10 protein-coding genes are annotated in these 19,823 nt (G+C 41.1%); 8 read left to right on the top strand and 2 right to left on the bottom strand.

What is annotated here, in order from left to right; genetic code table 11:
- Positions 1-41 precede the first annotated feature (41 nt).
- The 8 genes from QQK05_RS02675 (at position 42) to QQK05_RS02640 (ending at position 15,982) form a co-directional block, all read left to right on the top strand.
- Complete coding sequence (locus QQK05_RS02675; RefSeq protein WP_284295840.1) at positions 42-2,477, top strand: glycogen/starch/alpha-glucan phosphorylase; 2,436 nt, start codon at positions 42-44, stop codon at positions 2,475-2,477.
- A 58-nt stretch (positions 2,478-2,535) separates the two neighbouring features.
- Entirely contained in the window at positions 2,536-4,719 is a 2,184-nt protein-coding gene (gene glgB / locus QQK05_RS02670) for a 1,4-alpha-glucan branching protein GlgB (protein WP_284295838.1), read from the top strand.
- A 1-nt stretch (position 4,720) separates the two neighbouring features.
- A complete protein-coding gene (gene glgX / locus QQK05_RS02665; protein WP_284295836.1) occupies positions 4,721-6,859 on the top strand; it encodes a glycogen debranching protein GlgX in 2,139 nt (712 codons plus the stop codon).
- Complete coding sequence (gene malQ, locus QQK05_RS02660; protein WP_284295834.1) at positions 6,846-9,017, top strand: 4-alpha-glucanotransferase; 2,172 nt, start codon at positions 6,846-6,848, stop codon at positions 9,015-9,017. The genes glgX and malQ overlap by 14 nt, the downstream gene beginning before the upstream one ends.
- 32 nt (positions 9,018-9,049) lie before the next feature.
- Positions 9,050-10,816, top strand: coding sequence for an alpha-amylase family glycosyl hydrolase (locus tag QQK05_RS02655; protein ID WP_284295833.1), 1,767 nt, complete (start codon positions 9,050-9,052; stop codon positions 10,814-10,816).
- A gap of 205 nt (positions 10,817-11,021) precedes the next feature.
- A complete protein-coding gene (locus QQK05_RS02650) occupies positions 11,022-12,893 on the top strand; it encodes a CocE/NonD family hydrolase (RefSeq protein WP_284295832.1) in 1,872 nt (623 codons plus the stop codon).
- A gap of 208 nt (positions 12,894-13,101) precedes the next feature.
- Positions 13,102-14,610: a leucyl aminopeptidase family protein gene (locus tag QQK05_RS02645; protein ID WP_284295830.1), complete on the top strand. Its 1,509-nt coding sequence runs from the start codon at positions 13,102-13,104 to the stop codon at positions 14,608-14,610.
- 187 nt (positions 14,611-14,797) lie between these two features.
- Positions 14,798-15,982 (top strand): DUF418 domain-containing protein, encoded by a 1,185-nt coding sequence (locus QQK05_RS02640; RefSeq protein ID WP_284295829.1) that lies wholly within the window; start codon positions 14,798-14,800, stop codon positions 15,980-15,982.
- Between the two features lie 46 nt (positions 15,983-16,028).
- Here the strand turns inward: QQK05_RS02640 and QQK05_RS02635 are convergent, their stop codons facing one another.
- Both QQK05_RS02635 and QQK05_RS02630 read right to left on the bottom strand, forming a co-directional pair.
- Positions 16,029-18,863, bottom strand: coding sequence for an alpha/beta hydrolase family protein (locus tag QQK05_RS02635; protein ID WP_284295828.1), 2,835 nt, complete (start codon positions 18,861-18,863; stop codon positions 16,029-16,031).
- A gap of 158 nt (positions 18,864-19,021) precedes the next feature.
- A complete protein-coding gene (locus tag QQK05_RS02630; protein ID WP_284295827.1) occupies positions 19,022-19,639 on the bottom strand; it encodes a TetR/AcrR family transcriptional regulator in 618 nt (205 codons plus the stop codon).
- Positions 19,640-19,823 lie beyond the last annotated feature (184 nt).

Genomic DNA, 19,823 nt, shown 5'->3' with positions numbered 1-19,823 from the left:
TATCTACTAAACTCTTAAAAAAACGGGATGAGTCTTCTCTTATGGCTAAACGTTCTACGATTAAAAAAGCAATTGAGCATCATTTACAATTTACCCTTGCTCATAGCAACGATAAAAATCCTGAAGCTTTCTGGAAAGCGACAAGCTTAGCGATTAATGACATTGTTGTTGAAAAGTTAACAACAACACGCGACCGTCAAAATCAACCTGGTGTTAGAAGCGTAAATTACTTATCACTTGAATATTTAATGGGTCGTTTATTATCAAATAATTTACACAACCTCGCGATTTATGAAGAAGCTGAAAAAGCAGTAAAAGACCTAGGTTTTGATTTAACTGATTTATGTGAGCAAGGTGCTGATCTAGCGCTTGGTAATGGAGGCTTGGGTCGTCTTGCTGCGTGTTTCTTAGATTCATTAGCGACATTAGACTACCCAGCTACAGGCTATGGTATTCATTACCAGCATGGTTTATTTAAGCAAAGTTTCAAAGATGGTCGCCAAATCGAAGAGCCTGATTTATGGCGTGAATTCGGCAGCCCATGGGAAATATGTCGTCCCGAATCAGCACAATTAGTACCTTTGTACGGCCATGTTGAGCACATCAATAACGCTGATGGAAGCACAACATCAAAATGGCAACCTTCAGTGCAATTAAAAGGTGTACCGTGGGACATTCCTATTGTTGGCTACAACTCTGACACTGTTAATGTACTTCGTTTGTGGGAATCTCGTTCAGACCAAGCTTTTGATTGGGACCTGTTTAACCGTGGTGATTTCTTAAATGCGCACGGTAAAAACATTCAGGCAGAGACAGTTTCTAAGGTGCTCTACCCTAACGATGAGCATGAAGCTGGTAAAGAATTACGTTTTATCCAGCAATACTTTTTCTGTGCATGTTCAATTAAAGACATTATTGCACGTCATCAAACGATTAACGGTGTTGATTGGGCTGCATTTGCTAAAGATACAGCAATCCAATTAAACGACACTCACCCAACTATCGCTATTCTAGAATTCATGCGTGTGTTAATGGATGAGTACCAGTTTACACACCTTGATGCTTGGGCATTATGCCGTGAAGTATTTGCATACACTAACCACACATTATTGCCAGAAGCATTAGAGAAGTGGTCGGTTTCATTATTCGAACGCGTACTTCCGCGTCACTTAGAAATTTTATACACAATTAATGAAGACTTCTTAAATAATGAAGTCTCTGTTAAATGGCCAGATGATAACCAAATTCGTGCAAAACTTTCGTTAATTGAAGAAGGTGGCGAGAAAAAAGTACGTATGGCTCATTTATGTGTTGCTGCTGCACACAAAGTTAATGGCGTAGCGGAAATACACTCTAAGCTTGTAAAACAAGACTTATTCCCAGAGTTTGATGCTTTGTATCCTGGCAAATTAACTAACGTTACTAACGGTATTACACCTCGCCGTTGGTTAAAAGCCTGTAACCCTAAGTTATCAGCGCTTCTTAACAAACACGTTAAAGAAGACTGGGCAAAAGACTTGGATAGCTTATCTTCGCTTGAGAAACTTGCAGACGATGCTAAGTTACAAAAAGCGTTCATGGATATTAAGTTAGAAAACAAAAAAGCGCTTGCTGATGAGATTTTAGCGTCTACGGGTGTTAAGGTAAATCCAGAAGCTATTTTTGACATCCAAATCAAACGCTTACACGAATACAAACGTCAACATTTGAATTTCTTACATATTGTTGCGTTATACCGTCGCTTATTAGAAAACCCAGAACTTGAAATGCACCCTCGTGTATTCATCTTTGGCGCAAAAGCGGCACCAGGTTACCGACTAGCAAAAGAAATAATTTACGCAATTAACAAAGTTGCTGACAAAGTTAATAACGATGCGCGCATCAAAGACAAACTTAAAGTTGTATTTTTGCCAAATTACCGCGTAAGCCTAGCAGAAAAAATGATTCCTGCTGCTGACGTTTCAGAGCAAATCTCGACAGCCGGTAAAGAAGCATCAGGTACAGGTAACATGAAGTTAGCACTTAACGGTGCGGTGACGATTGGTACACTAGATGGCGCTAACATCGAAATCGCCGAGGAAGTTGGCGATGACAATATCTTTATTTTCGGTAACACCGTAGAGCAAGTTAAAGCTATCAAAGCTGAAGGTTACAACCCATACAGCTACTACGAGCAAAACGCAGAAATCAAAGCTGTGCTTGATTGGTTAGACACTGATTACTTTACACCAGGTAAGCCTTACGAATTATCAGCTGTTAAGCACAGTTTATTAGATGGTGGTGATCCTTACTTAGTGTTAGCAGATTACCAGTCTTACAGCGATGCTCATCAAGCACTAGACGAAGCTTACCGAGACGAAAAACGCTGGGCTCGTATGGCTATTCTCAATACGGCATTAATGGGCAAGTTCAACTCTGACCGCTCAATTAATGACTACGTTGACCGTATTTGGCAGATCAAGCCTTGCACAAAATAACGATTTAACGTACGCCCCTTAACTGGGGCGTTGGTGTCTTTTACAAATGGAAAATAATATGACAGATATAAATGCAATCAATGGAATAGTTAGCGCACAGCATAATCAACCACATCAAGTGTTGGGCTTGCAAACCAATGACACGGGTTACATTACCATTAGTGCGTTTCTACCATATGCTCAATCTGTATCTGTCTTTGCAAAAAACACCAAAAAAGTTATAGCAACACTCAATAAACTCGATGATAACGGTTTTTATAGTAAGAAACTTCGTCGTAAAAAACTTTTCGATTATCAGTTGGAAGTCACAGTCAATGGCAAAAAGTCGCGAATAGAAGACCCTTTTGCTTTTGCACCAACACTTGGTGAATTGGATTTACACCTTTTACGAGAGGGTAACCATCTTCACCCGTACAATATCCTTGGCGCACATGTTAAGACAATCAATGGCGTTAAAGGTGTAAGTTTTGCAGTATGGGCACCCAACGCTAAACGAGTTTCAGTTGTTGGTGAATTCAACAATTGGGATGGCCGTTGTCATCCGTTGACCAATCAAGACTTCAGTGGCTACTGGTCGTTATTCATTCCTCAGCTTTCAGCTGGTGAATTGTACAAGTTTGAAATCCTGGACAATGATGGAAATTTGCTGCCATTAAAAGCCGACCCTTATGGTTTACAAGCTCAGTTTCGCCCAGAAACTGCATCTATCGTAAATGCAGAAAAGCACTATAAGTGGCAAGACAAAGCATGGTTAAAAGCCCGAGAGAACCGTAACTCGCGCCATGCAGCAATTAGTATCTACGAGGTACATTTAGGCTCTTGGCAACGCGACCAAAATGATGACTACCTCAACTATCGTGAGTTAGCTGACAAGCTGATTCCTTATACGTTAGAAATGGGGTTTACTCATATTCAATTGATGCCGGTAAGTGAGTTTCCTTACGATGGCTCTTGGGGGTATCAACCTGTTGGTTTATTTGCCCCAAGTTCTCGATTTGGCGATGCCGATGACTTCAAATATTTTGTTGATCAGTGTCACCAGGCGAACCTTGGTGTATTGATTGACTGGGTACCTGGACACTTTCCTATTGATCAGCATGGGTTAGCCCAATTTGATGGCACGCATTTATACGAGCATGCAGATCCTAGGCAAGGTTTTCATCCTGACTGGAACACGCTGATTTACAATTACGGCCGCACCGAAGTAGCGAACTTCCTGCGTGCTAGTGCGCTCCACTGGCTTGATCGATTCCATGTTGATGGCATACGAGTCGATGCAGTTGCGTCAATGCTTTATTTAGATTACAGCCGAAAAGAAGGCGAATGGATCCCTAACGAACACGGCGGCAGAGAAAACCTTGAGGCGGTGGCATTTCTACAACGCTTTAATGAAGAGTTATACCGAGAGTACCCAGGCACTTTTTCCGTTGCGGAAGAATCGACTTCTTGGCCTGGCGTATCAAAGCCGACTGATGCCGGTGGTTTAGGATTCGGGTACAAATGGAATATGGGTTGGATGAACGACACGTTAGAATATATCAAGCGTGAACCTGTTCATCGCAAGCACCATCACAATGAAATAAGCTTCGGATTAGTTTACGCCTTTGATGAAAACTTTATCTTACCGATTAGTCATGATGAAGTCGTCCATGGCAAGGGCTCTATGATCGAGCGTATGCCAGGTGATGCATGGCAACAGTTTGCAAACTTGCGCGCATACTATGGTTTTATGTGGTCTCACCCTGGTAAAAAGTTACTATTTATGGGTAGTGAATTTGCCCAAGGACCAGAGTGGAATTTCGAGAAATCACTCGAATGGCATCAACTCGATATTCACTGGCATAGTCAAATTCAGCAGTTGGTAAAAGATTTAAACCGTGTTTATCAAGCTACGCCAGCACTCTACCAGCATGACTGCGAGCACCAAGGGTTTTCATGGCTAGACCATGAAAATGCAGAACAAAGTGTTTACAGCTACATGCGCTTTGGTCAAGACGGTGAAGCACCCGTTGTGGTTATTTGTAATTTCTCTGATCAGGTTTATCAAAATTTTACCGTTGGCGTGCCAGAACAAGGGCATTATCAAGAGCTTCTAAATACAGATTCTGCACTGTATGGCGGTAGTAACCAAGGTAACTTCGGTGGTGTTGGCAGTACTAACACCCCTATGCATAATCAAGCGCAAAGTATAGAAGTTACTGTACCACCACTTGCGACCTTGATCTTCAAGCTGGAAAAGTAACATGAATATTAAGGTATCAGCAGGTTTCCCTTATCCACTTGGCGCAACAGTTACTTCTGAAGGAGTAAATTTTGCTTTGTTTTCAGCGAATGCTGAAAAAGTTGAGTTATGCCTGTTTGATAGCAAAGGTGAAAAAGAATTAATCAAAATCGAAATGCCAGAGTTCACCGATGATATCTGGCACGTTTGTATCGAAGGTATTGAGGCCGGTGCGCTATATGGCTATCGAGTACATGGACCTTTCGAACCACATAATGGTCATCGATTTAATCCCGCTAAACTTCTACTCGATCCCTATGCAAAAGCCTTATTTGGAGAGTTTGTTGAGAACAAAGCTAATTACAGCTACGATTTAGATTCTTGCCAAAAAGACCTCACGTTAGATTATCAAAACAACGCCGCCTATATGCCAAAATGTGTGGTGACGAATGAATTAGAAGCACTTGGTGAAAAGCCACAAATTCGACGCCGCGATACCATTATTTACGAAATGCACGTAAAAGGATTTACCCGACTAAACCAAGCTGTCAGTGAAAAGCTTCGTGGCACCTACTTAGGTCTAGCCGATGATGCTTCAATTGATTACCTGAAAGCTTTAGGCATAACGAGCGTTGAGTTATTACCTGTTCACCAGTTTATAGACGAACCCTTTACCAAAGAGAAAGGGTTAGCGAACTACTGGGGCTACAATTCAATCAACTTTTTCGCACCTGATGCACGGTACGCATTGGGTGATGGAATTGAAGAATTTAGAGAAATGGTTAACAAGCTTCACCAAGCTGGTATCGAAGTTATTTTAGATGTTGTTTACAACCACAGTGCGGAAGGCAATGAATTAGGGCCAACATTTTGTTTTAAAGGAATAGATAACGCGAGTTACTACCGTTTAACTAAACACGATAAACGCTTTTATGAGAATTTTTCAGGCTGTGGCAACACCTTTAACATCGATCATCCACGTGTGCTCCAAATGGTTACCGATAGTTTGCGTTATTGGGTACAAACCATGGGTGTGGATGGTTTCCGATTCGATTTAGCCAGTATATTAGGCCGAGAACGTCCTCATTTTAATCAGTACAATCATTTCTTTAACACCATCAAGCAAGATCCTATTCTAGCTGGCGTTAAGCTAATCGCTGAACCTTGGGATATCGGTCAAGATGGCTACCAACTGGGACGGTTCCCAAATAGCTGGATGGAATGGAATGATAGGTTCCGCGATACCGTACGAAGATTTTGGCGCGGTGATCACGGGATGTTGGCTGATTTCGCCAATCGTATTCATGGCTCGAGCGATTTGTTTGAAAATCGCAGTCGTCGTCCAAGCTCAAGTATCAACTTTATTACCTCTCATGACGGCTACACATTGTGTGATTTAGTGAGCTATCAAGAAAAGCATAATCACGCAAATGGAGAGAATAACAAAGACGGCCACAATGCCAACTACAGTTGTAACTTTGGTGTAGAGGGTGAAACAGCAGATACTGAAGTAAACGCACTTCGCCTTCAGCAACAAAAGAATATTCTAACGACTTTGTTCATCTCTCAAGGTACGCCCATGTTGCTTAGTGGTGATGAATTTGGCCATTCTCAAAAAGGCAACAACAACGCTTACTGTCAGGACAACGAAACCTCATGGCTTAGCTGGCAAAAAGCACACAACAGTGAGTTATTGAACTTTGTTCAAGAGCTTATTGAATTAAGAAAAGCACATCCACTGCTAAATAGAACACATTACCACCATGGCGATAACTATTCGGCTAAAACCGGTCTAGCTGATATTAGCTGGCTGAATTGTCACGGTAAACCAATGCAAGACGGTCAATGGCACGATCACAATATCAAGTGCTTTGCCATGTTACTTGCAAATACTGAGCATGAGTTAAGTAGTGATGATTTTTATCACGATGACGCGCTACTGGTTATCTTCAACGCCCATGATCATGAACATTTATACCATTTGCCAAAACTAAACGGTTATTGGCAAACGATTTTCAATACCGCAGATACAAATACAAAACAAAATGAGAACCTTGCTAGAACTGAGCTTATGGTCAGCCCACATAGCTGCTGTTTGCTAAGTTTCAGCCAGTCTCCTGCAGAATTTACACAAGAGAACGAGACATATGAACTTAATTGAGAAATTAGCAGATTTAGTTGGCTTCCACCGCAACTATATTGATGCTTTTGGCAATCAAGTAAATGCCAAAGATGAAGCTCGACAAGCCTTACTAAAGGCGATGGGCTATAACATCGAGCAAGATGAGGCGATTGCACAAAGTATTGCTGAACTAGAGCAACAACCATGGCGTAAAATTTTACCTCAAGTTCATATTGCAAAGTCAGAAGAGCATCACCACGAAATTGCTGTCACTTTCGAGCAAGGTGTTGCCGATAGCTTTGCCTGGACAATAACGACTGAAGACGGCACAGAGCATTCTTCACAAGTAAATTTATCTGAATTACGCCAAGGCGACAGCGCAAATTTTGATGGTGCAGTATTCACCCAATACTTTTTGGGTTTGCCACGTGTCGCTGACGGTTACCATGAGTTAGTGGTTAACTACGGCTCTCAAACTGATAGCTGTCATTTAATTTTTGCACCACAAACATGTTACAGCCCAAATGAAGCTGCTGACTTCAAAATGTGGGGGTTTGCCGCTCAATTATACTCACTACAAAGTGAAACTAACTGGGGGATGGGCGACTACTCAGATTTAACGAAGCTTGTAAAAGGCGCGGCCTTACGTGGTGCTTCAGCGATAGGTTTAAACCCGTTACATCCGCTATACCAAAACAACCCTGCTCACCGCAGCCCATACTCACCAACAAGCCGTTGTTTTTTAAATACTCAATATATTGATGTAACAGCCGCTCCGTTTTATGCAGAAACCAAGGCTGCCCAAGATTTAGTCTCATCAAAAGAATTCCAAGACAAAATCGCCTTTGCTCGTTCAACTGAGTTACTTGACTACCCTGCTGTAGCTGACGTTAAGTACCAGGTATTAGAGTTACTTTACAATGAGTTTTTAGCGCAAAACGACACGACGTTAGTTGCTGAGTTTGAAGCGTTTAAACAAGCGAATGAAGAGGGCTTAACCCGTCATGCAACCTTTGAAGCACTTTATGAGCATTTTAGAAAACTAGACTTTAATGCTTACGGTTGGACAAAGTGGCCAGAAGCTTATCAAAATCCACATTCAACTGAAGTCAGCGAGTTTAAAACACAAAACCAAGAACGTATTGGTTATTTTATGTATCTGCAATGGCTTGCTCACCGCCAGCTATTAAACGCACAAAATACCGCTAAGGCTGATGGTATGCCAGTAGGTTTATACCTTGATTTAGCCGTAGGTTGTGACGGTTCAGGTGTTGATGTTTGGTCTGATAAAGACGTATACGTTGCTGGTGCTTCAGTTGGCGCGCCACCTGATTTACTCAATACCTTAGGTCAAGACTGGGGATTAACGCCAATTAACCCAGTTGCGCTTAAGCTACAAGGTTATCAACCACTTGTTCGCGCCCTTCGTTCAAACATGCAATATGCTGGTGCGCTTCGCATTGATCATATCCTAGGTTTAATGCGCCAGTACTGGGTTGCACCAGGTATGAAAGCTGATGAAGGTGTATTTATTACTTATCCACTAGAAGATATTTTACGCATTATTGCGCTAGAGTCTCGCCGCAGCCAGTGTGTCGTAATCGGTGAAGACTTAGGTACTGTGCCTGATGGCTTTGGCGATATCATGCAAGCACATGGCTTGCTATCATACAAAGTATTGTTTTTCGAAACATGGGAATCTGGCCTATTTATGCGTCCAGAAATGTACCCTGAGCAATCAATGGTAACCGTATCAACTCACGATTTACCAACACTTGCAGGTTGGTGGACAGGTCGCGATTTAGAGTGGCGCCAGAAACTAAACCTTTACCCTAATGAACAAATGGGTATTGATGATCGCAATAACCGTGTTGCTGACCGTGATCATTTATTAGCGGCGCTTAATGACATGCAAGTGATGGATATGAGCAAATCACCTGAAAAGTCACCTGCTAAAATGAACAGAGAGTTAAGCCTTGCGGTGCAAAAATACATGGCATTAGCACCAAGTCGTATTCAACTTATTCCACTTGAAGACGCGCTGGAGAATGTTGAACAAGTCAACATCCCAGGCACAATTGACGAACACCCGAACTGGTTACAGCGTATTCCTGTAACATTTGAACAGTTATGGAACAATGAAGCCATGAATGACATTTGTCAGACAATGCAACAAGCTCGTCCAAAGAACACATAAAACGAATAACAAGAAATATACACAGGTAAACTATGATTAAAACAACATTAAAAACACTTGCCGTTAGCGTTATCGCTTTCGGCATGTTAGGTTGCCAAGAAGCGCCTAAATCAGAATCACCAGCGCCTGTTGCAGCAGAGTCAGCAACAACGAAGCGCTTAACAGCAAGCGATTTAGCGCCATATCTTGAGCGTGACATTCAAGACGACGTGTTTTACTTCGTATTACCAGATCGCTTCTATAACGGTGATACAGATAACGACAATGGTTCTAAAACTAAACTTATCTCACAAGGCGGTTTTGATCCGACTGACTACGGCATGTACCACGGCGGTGACGTTCCTGGTTTGATTGAAAAAATCCCATACCTAAAAGAGATGGGCATTAGTGCTATTTGGTTAACGCCTATTCTTCGTAACCAAGCGGTGCAAGCTGACGGCTCTGGTTACCATGGTTACTGGGTATTAGATTTCACTGAAATTGACCCACACTTAGGTACGAACGATGATTTACGTAACTTCATCAATGCCGCCCACAAAGAAAACATTAAAGTTTACTTTGACATCATTACTAACCACACCGCTGACGTTATTAAATTCACTGAGTGTCATGGTGAAGATGGTTTAACCCCTAACCCAAGCTGTGAATACCGTTCGCTTGCGGAAGTTGCAGAAAAAGGCACATACACGCCAGTCATTCCAGCGGGTAGCGAAAACGCTAAAGTACCAGCATGGTTAAACGATCCTAAGTACTACCACAACCAAGGTGAAACAACCTTTAAAGGTGAAAACTCAGTTTATGGTGACTTTGCTGGCTTAGATGACGTCAATACTGATGATCCTGAAGTGGTTAAAGGCATGACAGAGATCTTCAAAAACTTAGTATCAGAGTTCAAACCTGATGGTTTCCGTATTGATACAGTTAAACATGTTAACATTGAGTTTTGGCAAGAGTTTGCACCAGCAGTTGTTGCCCACGCGCAAAGTGAAGGTATTCCTAAATTCTTTATGTTTGGTGAAGTGTATGACTTTACGCCAGAAAACCTAAGCTACTTCACAACCACAGGTAAAGTGCAGTCAGTGCTAGATTTTGCTTTACAAGGCACATTAGTTGAAGCGCTTATCAAGCAAAATGGTACAGATGTTCTTGCAGAGTTATTTGCTAAAGATGAACTTTATAATGACGAAGACTCAAATGCAGATCAGCTATTAACCTTTGTTTCTAACCACGATATGGGGCGTTTTGCTTGGATGTTAAAAGATTCAGAGCACAACTATTCAATGGCTGAAATGGAAGCACGCGTTAAACTAGCACATGCATTCCTATACTTTGCTCGTGGTATTCCTGTGGTGTACTACGGTGATGAGCAAGGTTTCGTTGGTGACGGTGGCGACAAAGCGTCTCGTCAAAACATGATGCCGTCACTGGTTGATAGCTACAATGACGACAACTTATTAGGCACTGATAAAACGACAGCTGACGATAATTTCGATCAAAGCCATCCGTTCTACAATGCCTTTGCTGATTACGCGTCAATTTACTTTGGTCATGAAGTACTTCGCCACGGTAAGCAAGCAACGGTATACTCGCAAGCTACACCGGGTGTATTCGCTATTACCCGTACACTAGGTGATGAAAAATACCTTGTGGTATTTAATACGTCAGACAAAGCAGCATCAGCTGAATTTGAATTAGCAGCGGACAATGCTACAGCTGTTTTTGGTGAAAGTGTTCGTGTTGGCAATGGTAAGGCTAAGGCTGAATTACCAGCATTGAGCTTTGCGATTTACAAACTCTAATAGCTCGAATAGCGCAAGCTAGTCTCTTAAAAGCCAGCACAGTTTATTGTGCTGGCTTTTTTAATTGAAGGAACCAAAAGCTCTTTCTTTTCCTTACTCTTTTATACCGTTATTTTCGATTATTCAAAAAAGCTCGCCAATTAGGCGATAATTTATATACACTAGAAATGTTATAAGGTAACAATAAAAAAGAAGAAGGGACCCTATGTTAACAATTCGTTCTTACATCGTATTGTTGTGCTTGGTTATCAGTAGTTCGTTTGCGGCTGCCGCGGATAAAAAAACTGATCCTAGAGCAGATTATATTCGCGCTAATTACACTAAGTTTGAATACCAAATTCCGATGAGAGACGGGGTGAAGTTGTTTACCTCCGTCTACCTGCCTAATGATAATTCTAAACCACACCCGATTATGTTTCAGCGCACACCTTATCGCGTTGCTCCCTATGGCGTGAGTAAATACAAGAAAGCACTTGGACCTAGTGAATCGTTTGAAAAAGACGGTTTTATCTTTGTTTTCCAAGATGTACGTGGCAAGTTTATGTCAGAAGGCACATTCGTCAATATGCGACCACAAAATGCATATAAGCGGGGGAAAAATGCGACTGATGATGCTACCGACACCTATGACACGATTGATTGGCTGGTAAATAACTTACCCAACAACAATGGCAATGTGGGTATGTGGGGTACCTCTTACCCAGGCTATTACACTTCAGTTGCATCAATCAATGCTCACCCTGCGTTAAAAGCCATTTCTCCACAAGCACCTATCGCAGATTGGTTCTTTGATGACTTTCATCGAAATGGGGCATTTGTTACACCTATGGCTTTTATCTTCTTTGATTTTTTTGACAAAAAACAAGACGATACACATGCTCACTGGCCAAAGCGTATGGAACCAGTTACCCCTGATGGCTATCAATTCTTCAAAGAGCTGGGTCCTTTGTCAAACGTCAACAAAAAGTACTTTAAGGGTGAACGCCCATTTTGGAACGAGTTAACTGAGCACCCAAATTACGATGAATACTGGCAAGCTAGAGATGTATTACAACACTTAACGGACACCAAACCCGCTACATTAGTTGTTGGTGGCTGGTACGACACAGAGGACCTCTATGGCCCGTTGTATACTTACAAAGCTATGTCTCAAAGCAACAAGAACGAACATATTAAAATGGTGATGGGACCATGGTCACATGGTCAATGGAATTCCCCAAAAGGCGGAAAATCGCTTGGCGAAGGTCAGTTTGGTTTCGATACAAGCAAATGGTTTCAAGAGGAAATTCAACTACCATTTTTTAAGCAGCACTTAAAGGCCGAAGATGACGCAAAAATCGCAACTGCGACAATGTTTGAGACAGGTAGCAATAGATGGCGAGAGTTTGACGTTTGGCCGCCTAAAAAGGCTGAAAAGCAAACCTTGTACTTTGCTCAAAAAGAAAGTTTTAGTGATAAAAAAGTGAATACTGGTGCAAGCGAGTATATTAGTGACCCAAATAAACCTGTGCCACACTCTGCAAAAATAGGTAGGGGTTGGGACAAGCCCTATATGGTTGAAGACCAGAGATTCGCAGCTCGTCGACCTGATGTTTTAGTTTTTGAAACCGATGTGCTTGAAGAAGACATGACGATTGCAGGAGCAATTGATTTAGATCTTTGGTTTTCAACAAGTCAAACGAGTGCCGATATTGTCGTCAAGCTAGTCGATGTTTTTCCTGGCATGGACGAGAACACTAATAAAGTGGATCAGGCAACGGGCAATAGACATGAACTTGTTCGATGGAGCGTAATCAGGGGGCGTTTTCGCGATAGCATGAGCGAGCCTAAGCCTTTCGTTGCCAATCAGCCAACTCAAGTGAAATTTGATTTGTACGATGTCCTACACACCTTCAAAAGAGGTCATAAATTACAAATTCAAATTCAAAGCACTATGTTCCCTTTCATTGATATTAACCCGCAAAAATACGTAGATAATATCTTTGAGGCGAAAGAAGAAGACTTTGTTAAGGCTTTTCACAAAATACATCACAGTAAAAAGCACCCAAGTGCCATTCACTTTTCTACAATCAAGTAGACGAGTAACGTGAAATTGACAAAGAGCCAGTTCAGCGCTGGCTTTTTTTCGCATCTAATTAGACACGCTACCCGTATTACATTAAACCTTTACACTTAAATAGATAATACAAACGAGTGAATAATGTGTTCTGGCAAGCAGTGTATTGCCAGGTAGATAACTGTGAGCTTTGCGCTGTTCACTCATTCAATCAAGAGGATTTTCTTTAATGAAAACGAAATTTACTAAGCTGTCATCGATCTTTTTAGCACTAACATTGTCTCAGTCGGTTAATGCTGAGGTATTTAATTTCACCACAGCTGTAAATGACAAATCGGATACGTTAGTTGTTTTTAAAAGTGAATCAAATGCGCAAACTTTTTCTGCGTTTGACCGTAAGACCGACGGTCAACTATCGCGCGCACTAGATGCGAGTCAGTTCAATGAAAGTTACGGTAGCTTTGTTGAAATACTTGCGCCTCATAACTTGAACTACAGCCGCGTCCTTGTTGTTGGCCTTGGCGATAAGACACTAACAAAAGCAGAGTTAACGAAGCTAGGTGGCAATATCGCGGGACAGTTATCGGCTTCATATATTCAAGATGTATCCGTTGCGGCAGAACAATTCGATGCTCAGCAAGTATCTCAACTTGCACACGGTATTAATTTACGTGCATACAACTTCGACAAATACAAAAAAGCAAAGCACCAAGCAAAAACCTACACTTTCGACGTCGCTAATATCGCGTCGACGCAGTCAGCTTATCAACAGCTTGAAGCAATTCAATCGGGTATATTTTTAGCACGAGACCTTACAAACGAAGTACCAACACAACTTACCCCTGTCGACTTCGCAAACGAAGCGAAAAAACTCAAAAAGTTGGGCGTTACAGTAAAAGTATTAAAGCCAAAAGAATTGAAAAAGCTTGGCATGAATGCGCTTGAAGCGGTCGGACGAGGAAGTAAAGAAGGTTCGCGTTTAATCGTTGCACACTACAAAGGGAGCGATGATGCGCCAATAGCAATTGCAGGTAAAGGAATTACATTTGATTCTGGTGGTATTCAGATAAAAACCTCTGAGCATATTGTTCGTATGAAGTCAGATATGGCAGGAGCTGCGGCTGCACTAGGCACTGTGAAAGCACTTGCAGAAATGGATGCAAAAGTGAATGTCGTTGCAGTTATGGGAATGGCTGCCAATATGGTTTCTGAAGATTCTTTTATTCCTGGTGATGTATTAACAACCGCTGAAGGCTTAACCGTTGAAATAACCAATACTGACGCTGAAGGTCGCTTAGTACTCATTGATAGCATGTGGTATGCACGAGAAAACTACAAACCTAGCGTATTAATTGATATCGCGACACTTACAGGCGGCAAATACCGTGCTCTAGGTACAAAATTAGGTGGTATTTTTAGTGAGAGCGACCAACTTGTTGAAGAATTTACTTTGGCAGGAAACGCAGTTAATGAGCCCGTTTGGCGTTTGCCGTTAGGTTACAAAGAGATGTTAGACAGTCCTATCGCTGACTTACGCAATACGGGTAAAGGCGGACCAAGTGCAACAACAGCAGCAACGTTCTTACAACAATTCGTTGGTGACACACCTTGGTTACATATCGACATGGCAGGTAACGGGTTAGCTGCCTCGGCTAGCGGTGAAAAACCAGTCGGTGGTACAGGTTTTGGTGTCAGCCTAATGACAGAATGGATTTTAAATCATCACAAGGCAAAATAAGCGTCACCGCAGCCAAGAAAGCCCTGATAAGTCAGGGCTTTTTTATATGATATTTACCACCCTAAAGCCTCTTAAGATCTTGTAAATATTATTAAAAAACGAATTTTATCAGTTACCTAACTAGTAAAATGGTTAGTTTAGGCATACTATCATACGTTCATGTTGTCACATTCAAAGGAGCGAATAGATGTCGACAAATGATGGAAATAGAATCCTCCATCTTGATTTGTTAAGAGGAATTGCCGTTTTAGGGTTACTGTTAATGAATTTACCAGGCATGGGAATGCCAGAAATTGGCTATGTTAGATATACCCCAGATTTAATTGGTGACCAGATTTACGCCGGCTTTCAAGCACTGTTTTTCGACGGGCGATTCAGAAGCCTGTTTTGTTTATTATTTGGTATCGGCCTCTACCTTCAATATTTAAGCTATCAACGCAAAAACCTCAACAGCGATCTTATTCTTAAATCAAGGCTCAATTGGTTGCTTGTCTTTGGCCTCATTCACTGTATTTTCATCTGGCCAGGCGACATTTTAATACTCTATGCTTTATCAGGCATGTACCTCAAATCTAAACTTGATTGGCCCGCTGAGAAGCTCATTAAAAGGGGTATCATCTTTTTCATTATTGGTATGCTAATCATGTGTATCGAAATTGGGATAACAGCCGATTTTAGTAATGAAGTCCTTACTAGACAGAGCCAAGAATATATTGAAGCTATTGCATTAATTAAGGGAAGCTACTGGGAAATCGTTATTATGAACGCGTTTCTTGCATTTGCTTATATCGTAACGTTCCCAATATTAAGCTTATTCTATTTTGCTGGCATTATGCTTCTTGCCGTTGGACTTTATAAATCAGGTAAGCTCACTACTGGGTTTAATCAACGTGAATTATGGTTACTGGTGGTTATCACAGTTATTTTCTCAGCTATTGATGCCTATATCGCGATTTTCGAACCAGAGACACATAGCATGCTGGTTCGTTTGTTTGGTTCTATTTCTGGCTTAACCATGGCGTTACTCATTTGGCATGTCGTTATCACAATGAAAGTAGCTGATAGTTCATCCCTATTATCGATCAGTTTACAAAATACCGGACGTATTGCTTTCACATTATATATTTTGCAATCAATTGTCATGGCAGGGTTGTTCAGATACTTGTGCCCAGAATTAAATGAAAGTTACACCTTAACCGACTACGCATTAGTTTCTGTTGGCTTTATCATGCTGCAAATGACAATGGCCTATGGCTACTTTATCTATTTCAAACAAGGCCCACTTGAAAAGCTCTGGCGAACGCTTGTTAATAGAAAAATAACAGCACAAACAAGCGCAAAACAAATGGCAGAAACAAACGCACAAGCCTAATAAAAAGGGGTTATGTCGCCATAACCCCTTCTTCTATCCTGTCAACTTACTTTTTCTTCTGCTCTCGATAAGCTTCACCTTCAACCATCCATCGTGGTGCTGGTGCGCCTTTTAAATAATGATCGAAATACTGCTTCATTTTAATCGTGTAATCCACCTTGTTCGGATATTGCTTCAAGTGATGTGGCTCACCTTCGTATTGAAGTAAAATGACATTTTTATCTAAGCGACGCATTGCAAGGTACATTTCAACACCTTGCTGCCATGGCACAGCATCGTCAATATCACCAAACTGCATTAGCAATGGTGTATTAATTCGGTCAGCAAAAAAGACTGGTGAATTTTCAATATACAAGTCTCTGCGCTCAAACATACTCGCACCAATTCGGCTTTGACCTTGTTCATACTGGAATTGACGTGCTAGCCCTGTACCCAATCGAATACCTGAGTATGCACTTGTCATGTTTGAAACAGGAGCGCCTGAAACGGCCGCTGCAAACATATCTGTCTGTGTTATTGCATGTAATGTTTGATAGCCACTCCAACTGTGACCATGCAAGCCAATGGCATTCTCGTCAGCAATGCCCATATCGATGATTTTTTGGATCCCAGGCAAAATTGATTTATTCGTCGAATGTCCCGGCGTACCCACTTCAAAATGGACATCAGGTAAGAATATCGCGTAACCATTTGACGTATAGTAAGGGAAATTAGGTCTATGATTGACCTTCATCGCATTAAACTCATACATACGTTGGGAAAAGCGACGATAGTAGTAGACAACAACTGGGTACTTCATTCCTTCAATGTAGTTTGCAGGCTTAATTAATACACCTTGATGTTTTACGCCCATTGCTGAACGCCATTCAACTAGCTCAGGTTCACCCCACAAGAACTCGTCCTTCTGTGGGTTTACGTCCGTCAACTTTTTACCATTGGCGGTGTTAAAGTCGGATACCCATAAATCAGGAAACTCGTTGAAATCTTCTCGGCTAAATAATAATTTATCCGCTTTTTTCGCTTTAGCGATAAACTTAAACTTCTTGTTTTCTTCGCGCTGTTTAATTAACTCGCCAGACTTTAAATTCAGTTGATAAAAACCAAAATTCTTAAACTCATCGTTGTAACTAGTCAACAAGAGCGTCTCATCTTTTGCAAAGGTATCTTGCTCTTTGTCTAAGTCTTGAATACGGAATTGCAATGAATTTGGACGACCAATTTCACAGGTCAAACATGTGGCGTTCTTTTGTTTTAATGTCAAAAGCCAAATATCGAATTTGTCGTAAACCAAAACGCCTTTGTCATCTTCCAACCAACCTGCAATACCATAGCCAGGTGCTTTACTCGGGTAATCATGATCTTCATTGTCAAAACGCGTATCGAGCGTGCTTGTTAAATTAATCGTTTTGTTGGACTTACGGTCAAAAGCCCAAACCGCTTTATCCTTATAAAAGGCAGCATAACGGCCAGATTCGCTGACTTTCATGCGACTATAACTTGAGAGCTTCTCAGCAATCAGCGATGGTTTTCCTGTTTTTAAATCGATTAAGTAAAAATCGCTGAAAAAGCCCTCCCACGTGCGAAGTTTGCGATATTTCAGGTCTGAACTACCAATAATTGCTTTTGCATTGTTTGTTGTACCAACATTAATCAATGCTTGGTCAGCAAGTTGGACAACTTTTTTATTTTTTACATGGTAGACCGCGCGATAGGTATGCTTTTTATCACGGTTATATTGGTGTTTTTCATTAGTTTTAATCAGCGGGTCATCGCCATGCCAAATTTGTAACTTACGTCCAACGACCAACTTTTCAGGATTAACTAAATCGTCTTGGTTTTCAGGCTTTGTTGATAACACTTCAACTTTTTCTACCACTGGCTTTAAGCCAAAAAACAGGCGTTTGTTGTCTGTGCTCCAAGTTAATTTATTACGATCGCTAACGAACCACTTTTCAGCATTACGTTTTACGGTGGTTGTTTTTCCTTTATTTGCGGACCAAATTTTGACTTTATGCGCTCTTTCTTCAACTTCTTGTGAAAAGTCACCTTGGATAAAGGCTAACTGCTTGCCCTGTTGACCCCAACTCAAATGTTTAAAACCCTGAAGGTCTTCGGCCACAACAACTCGGTTCTTGCCCGTTTCAACATCAAGCACAGCTAATTGGTTACCAAGCCCATTTTCCATTGATTTACTGTAAGCAAAAAGCGGTAGCTTTGATGAAAACGCAAAGCTATCAACATCGCTAATTGTTTGCTGAGATAAATCAGCTAGGTTAACAAGGATAACGTCATGCTTAATTCGTTTTTTACTAAATAGTTTGGCCGTTTCCTCAGCGGGTTTTTCCGTTGATTTTTCTCCCGAATCTTCAGGCGATTTTTCACCTTCTGATTGCTTAGCCTCTTTTGGCTGCTTTTTGCTATAGGCTAAAAAGCCATGATTATCACTTAACGAATACCCTTCAATTGCATCAAATTCATGACGCTGTCCGCTTGTTAAGTCGATAACGACTAATTTCGTTTTAAGTTTTTTCTTCGCTTTGCTGTCAGCTTGCTCTTTTTCGAGCAACGCTGGCTTGACTGTGACAGCAACAAATCTCCCATCAGCACTAAATGTTGCTTTAGTGCCTCGTTCAACTTGGTAATGGGTATCAGATTGTGTTGACTTAATATGATAAACACTATCACCACGATCGGGTTGTGCATTGAAGCCTATCCAATTACCTCGCTCAGTAATCTGCGGAGCAACAATGGACTTAAACTGCATGATATCGGTTAGTTCAAGTGGACGTTTTTGGGTTTCTTGGCTTGCAATGGAGTGCGCACTAACCATCAAAGTAAGTGCCGAAATTGCAATGCGTGAAATCATAGGTAACTTCATCATATTGTTATTCTTTGTAGAGGACAATTAGGGACGATTATCATTAATTTCCCACTGATAAATCAACTAAACCAAGTTAGTTGGTTGAAAATCTGCGTTTGATGAGTGAATAGCCCGTAAATATTTTCATTTATCAAACGAATTAACGTGAATAATCATATTTAATCACTTGCAGATTGGTAGCCTTTGATAAAAAAGGCAACGCTGTGTTTTAAGTAATCTTGAATCTCTGACGAAGTCAGTTGCTCTTTTAAGTTGAACTCTAATCGAAGCCAAGCTTCACCGCGCATAATACTTAAAAATTGAACTGCCGCCATCCGTGGTTGAGGAATTGATAACACACCTATGTTCCCTAAGTGCGCGAATAACTCCGTCACTTCTTTAACTAAGGGTTCAGGCCCAGCTCGATAAAATAGTTCTGACAGTTCAGGATAGCTATCTGATTCATAGGCACAAATTTTGTGTACCGCCATCGCTTCTTTTGAGCTAATTAAATTAAAGAATCGCGTTGCTAACTCTAATAGGAACTCTGCTAAGTCATCGCCCTCATTAAAGACCATTTGACTCAAATCATATGCAATGCACTTTTGCTCAATTGCGGCAGAAAAGAGTTCCTCTTTTTTACCAAAATGACTATAGACCGTTTGCTTTGAAACATTAGCTAACTTGGCAATGTTATCCATACTTGTTTCAACATAACCATTTTCAGTAAACAGCGTAGTAGCTGCATCAAGTATTTGTTTGCGCTTTGCTTCATTTTTAGGGCGGATACGGCTCATTGATCACCTTAGTCTTTTAAAACGTAAATTTATTCTAACAAATTAAACTGGACAGTCTAGTTTGATTAAACTAGACTTCACAGTCTAGCTTACAAGTAGTACCAATTGAATTGGTGATTTGCTCACATAGTACGAGTTAAAAAACGTAGAGGTAAGAAAACCGTGACTGATTGATTCAACGTAG

This window comes from Thalassotalea loyana, assembly GCF_030161435.1.
In the GTDB taxonomy this organism is placed as follows: domain Bacteria; phylum Pseudomonadota; class Gammaproteobacteria; order Enterobacterales; family Alteromonadaceae; genus Thalassotalea_G; species Thalassotalea_G loyana.
The sequence above is the reverse complement of the archived record's forward strand: the minus strand, read 5'-3'. Positions and strand labels throughout refer to the sequence as shown.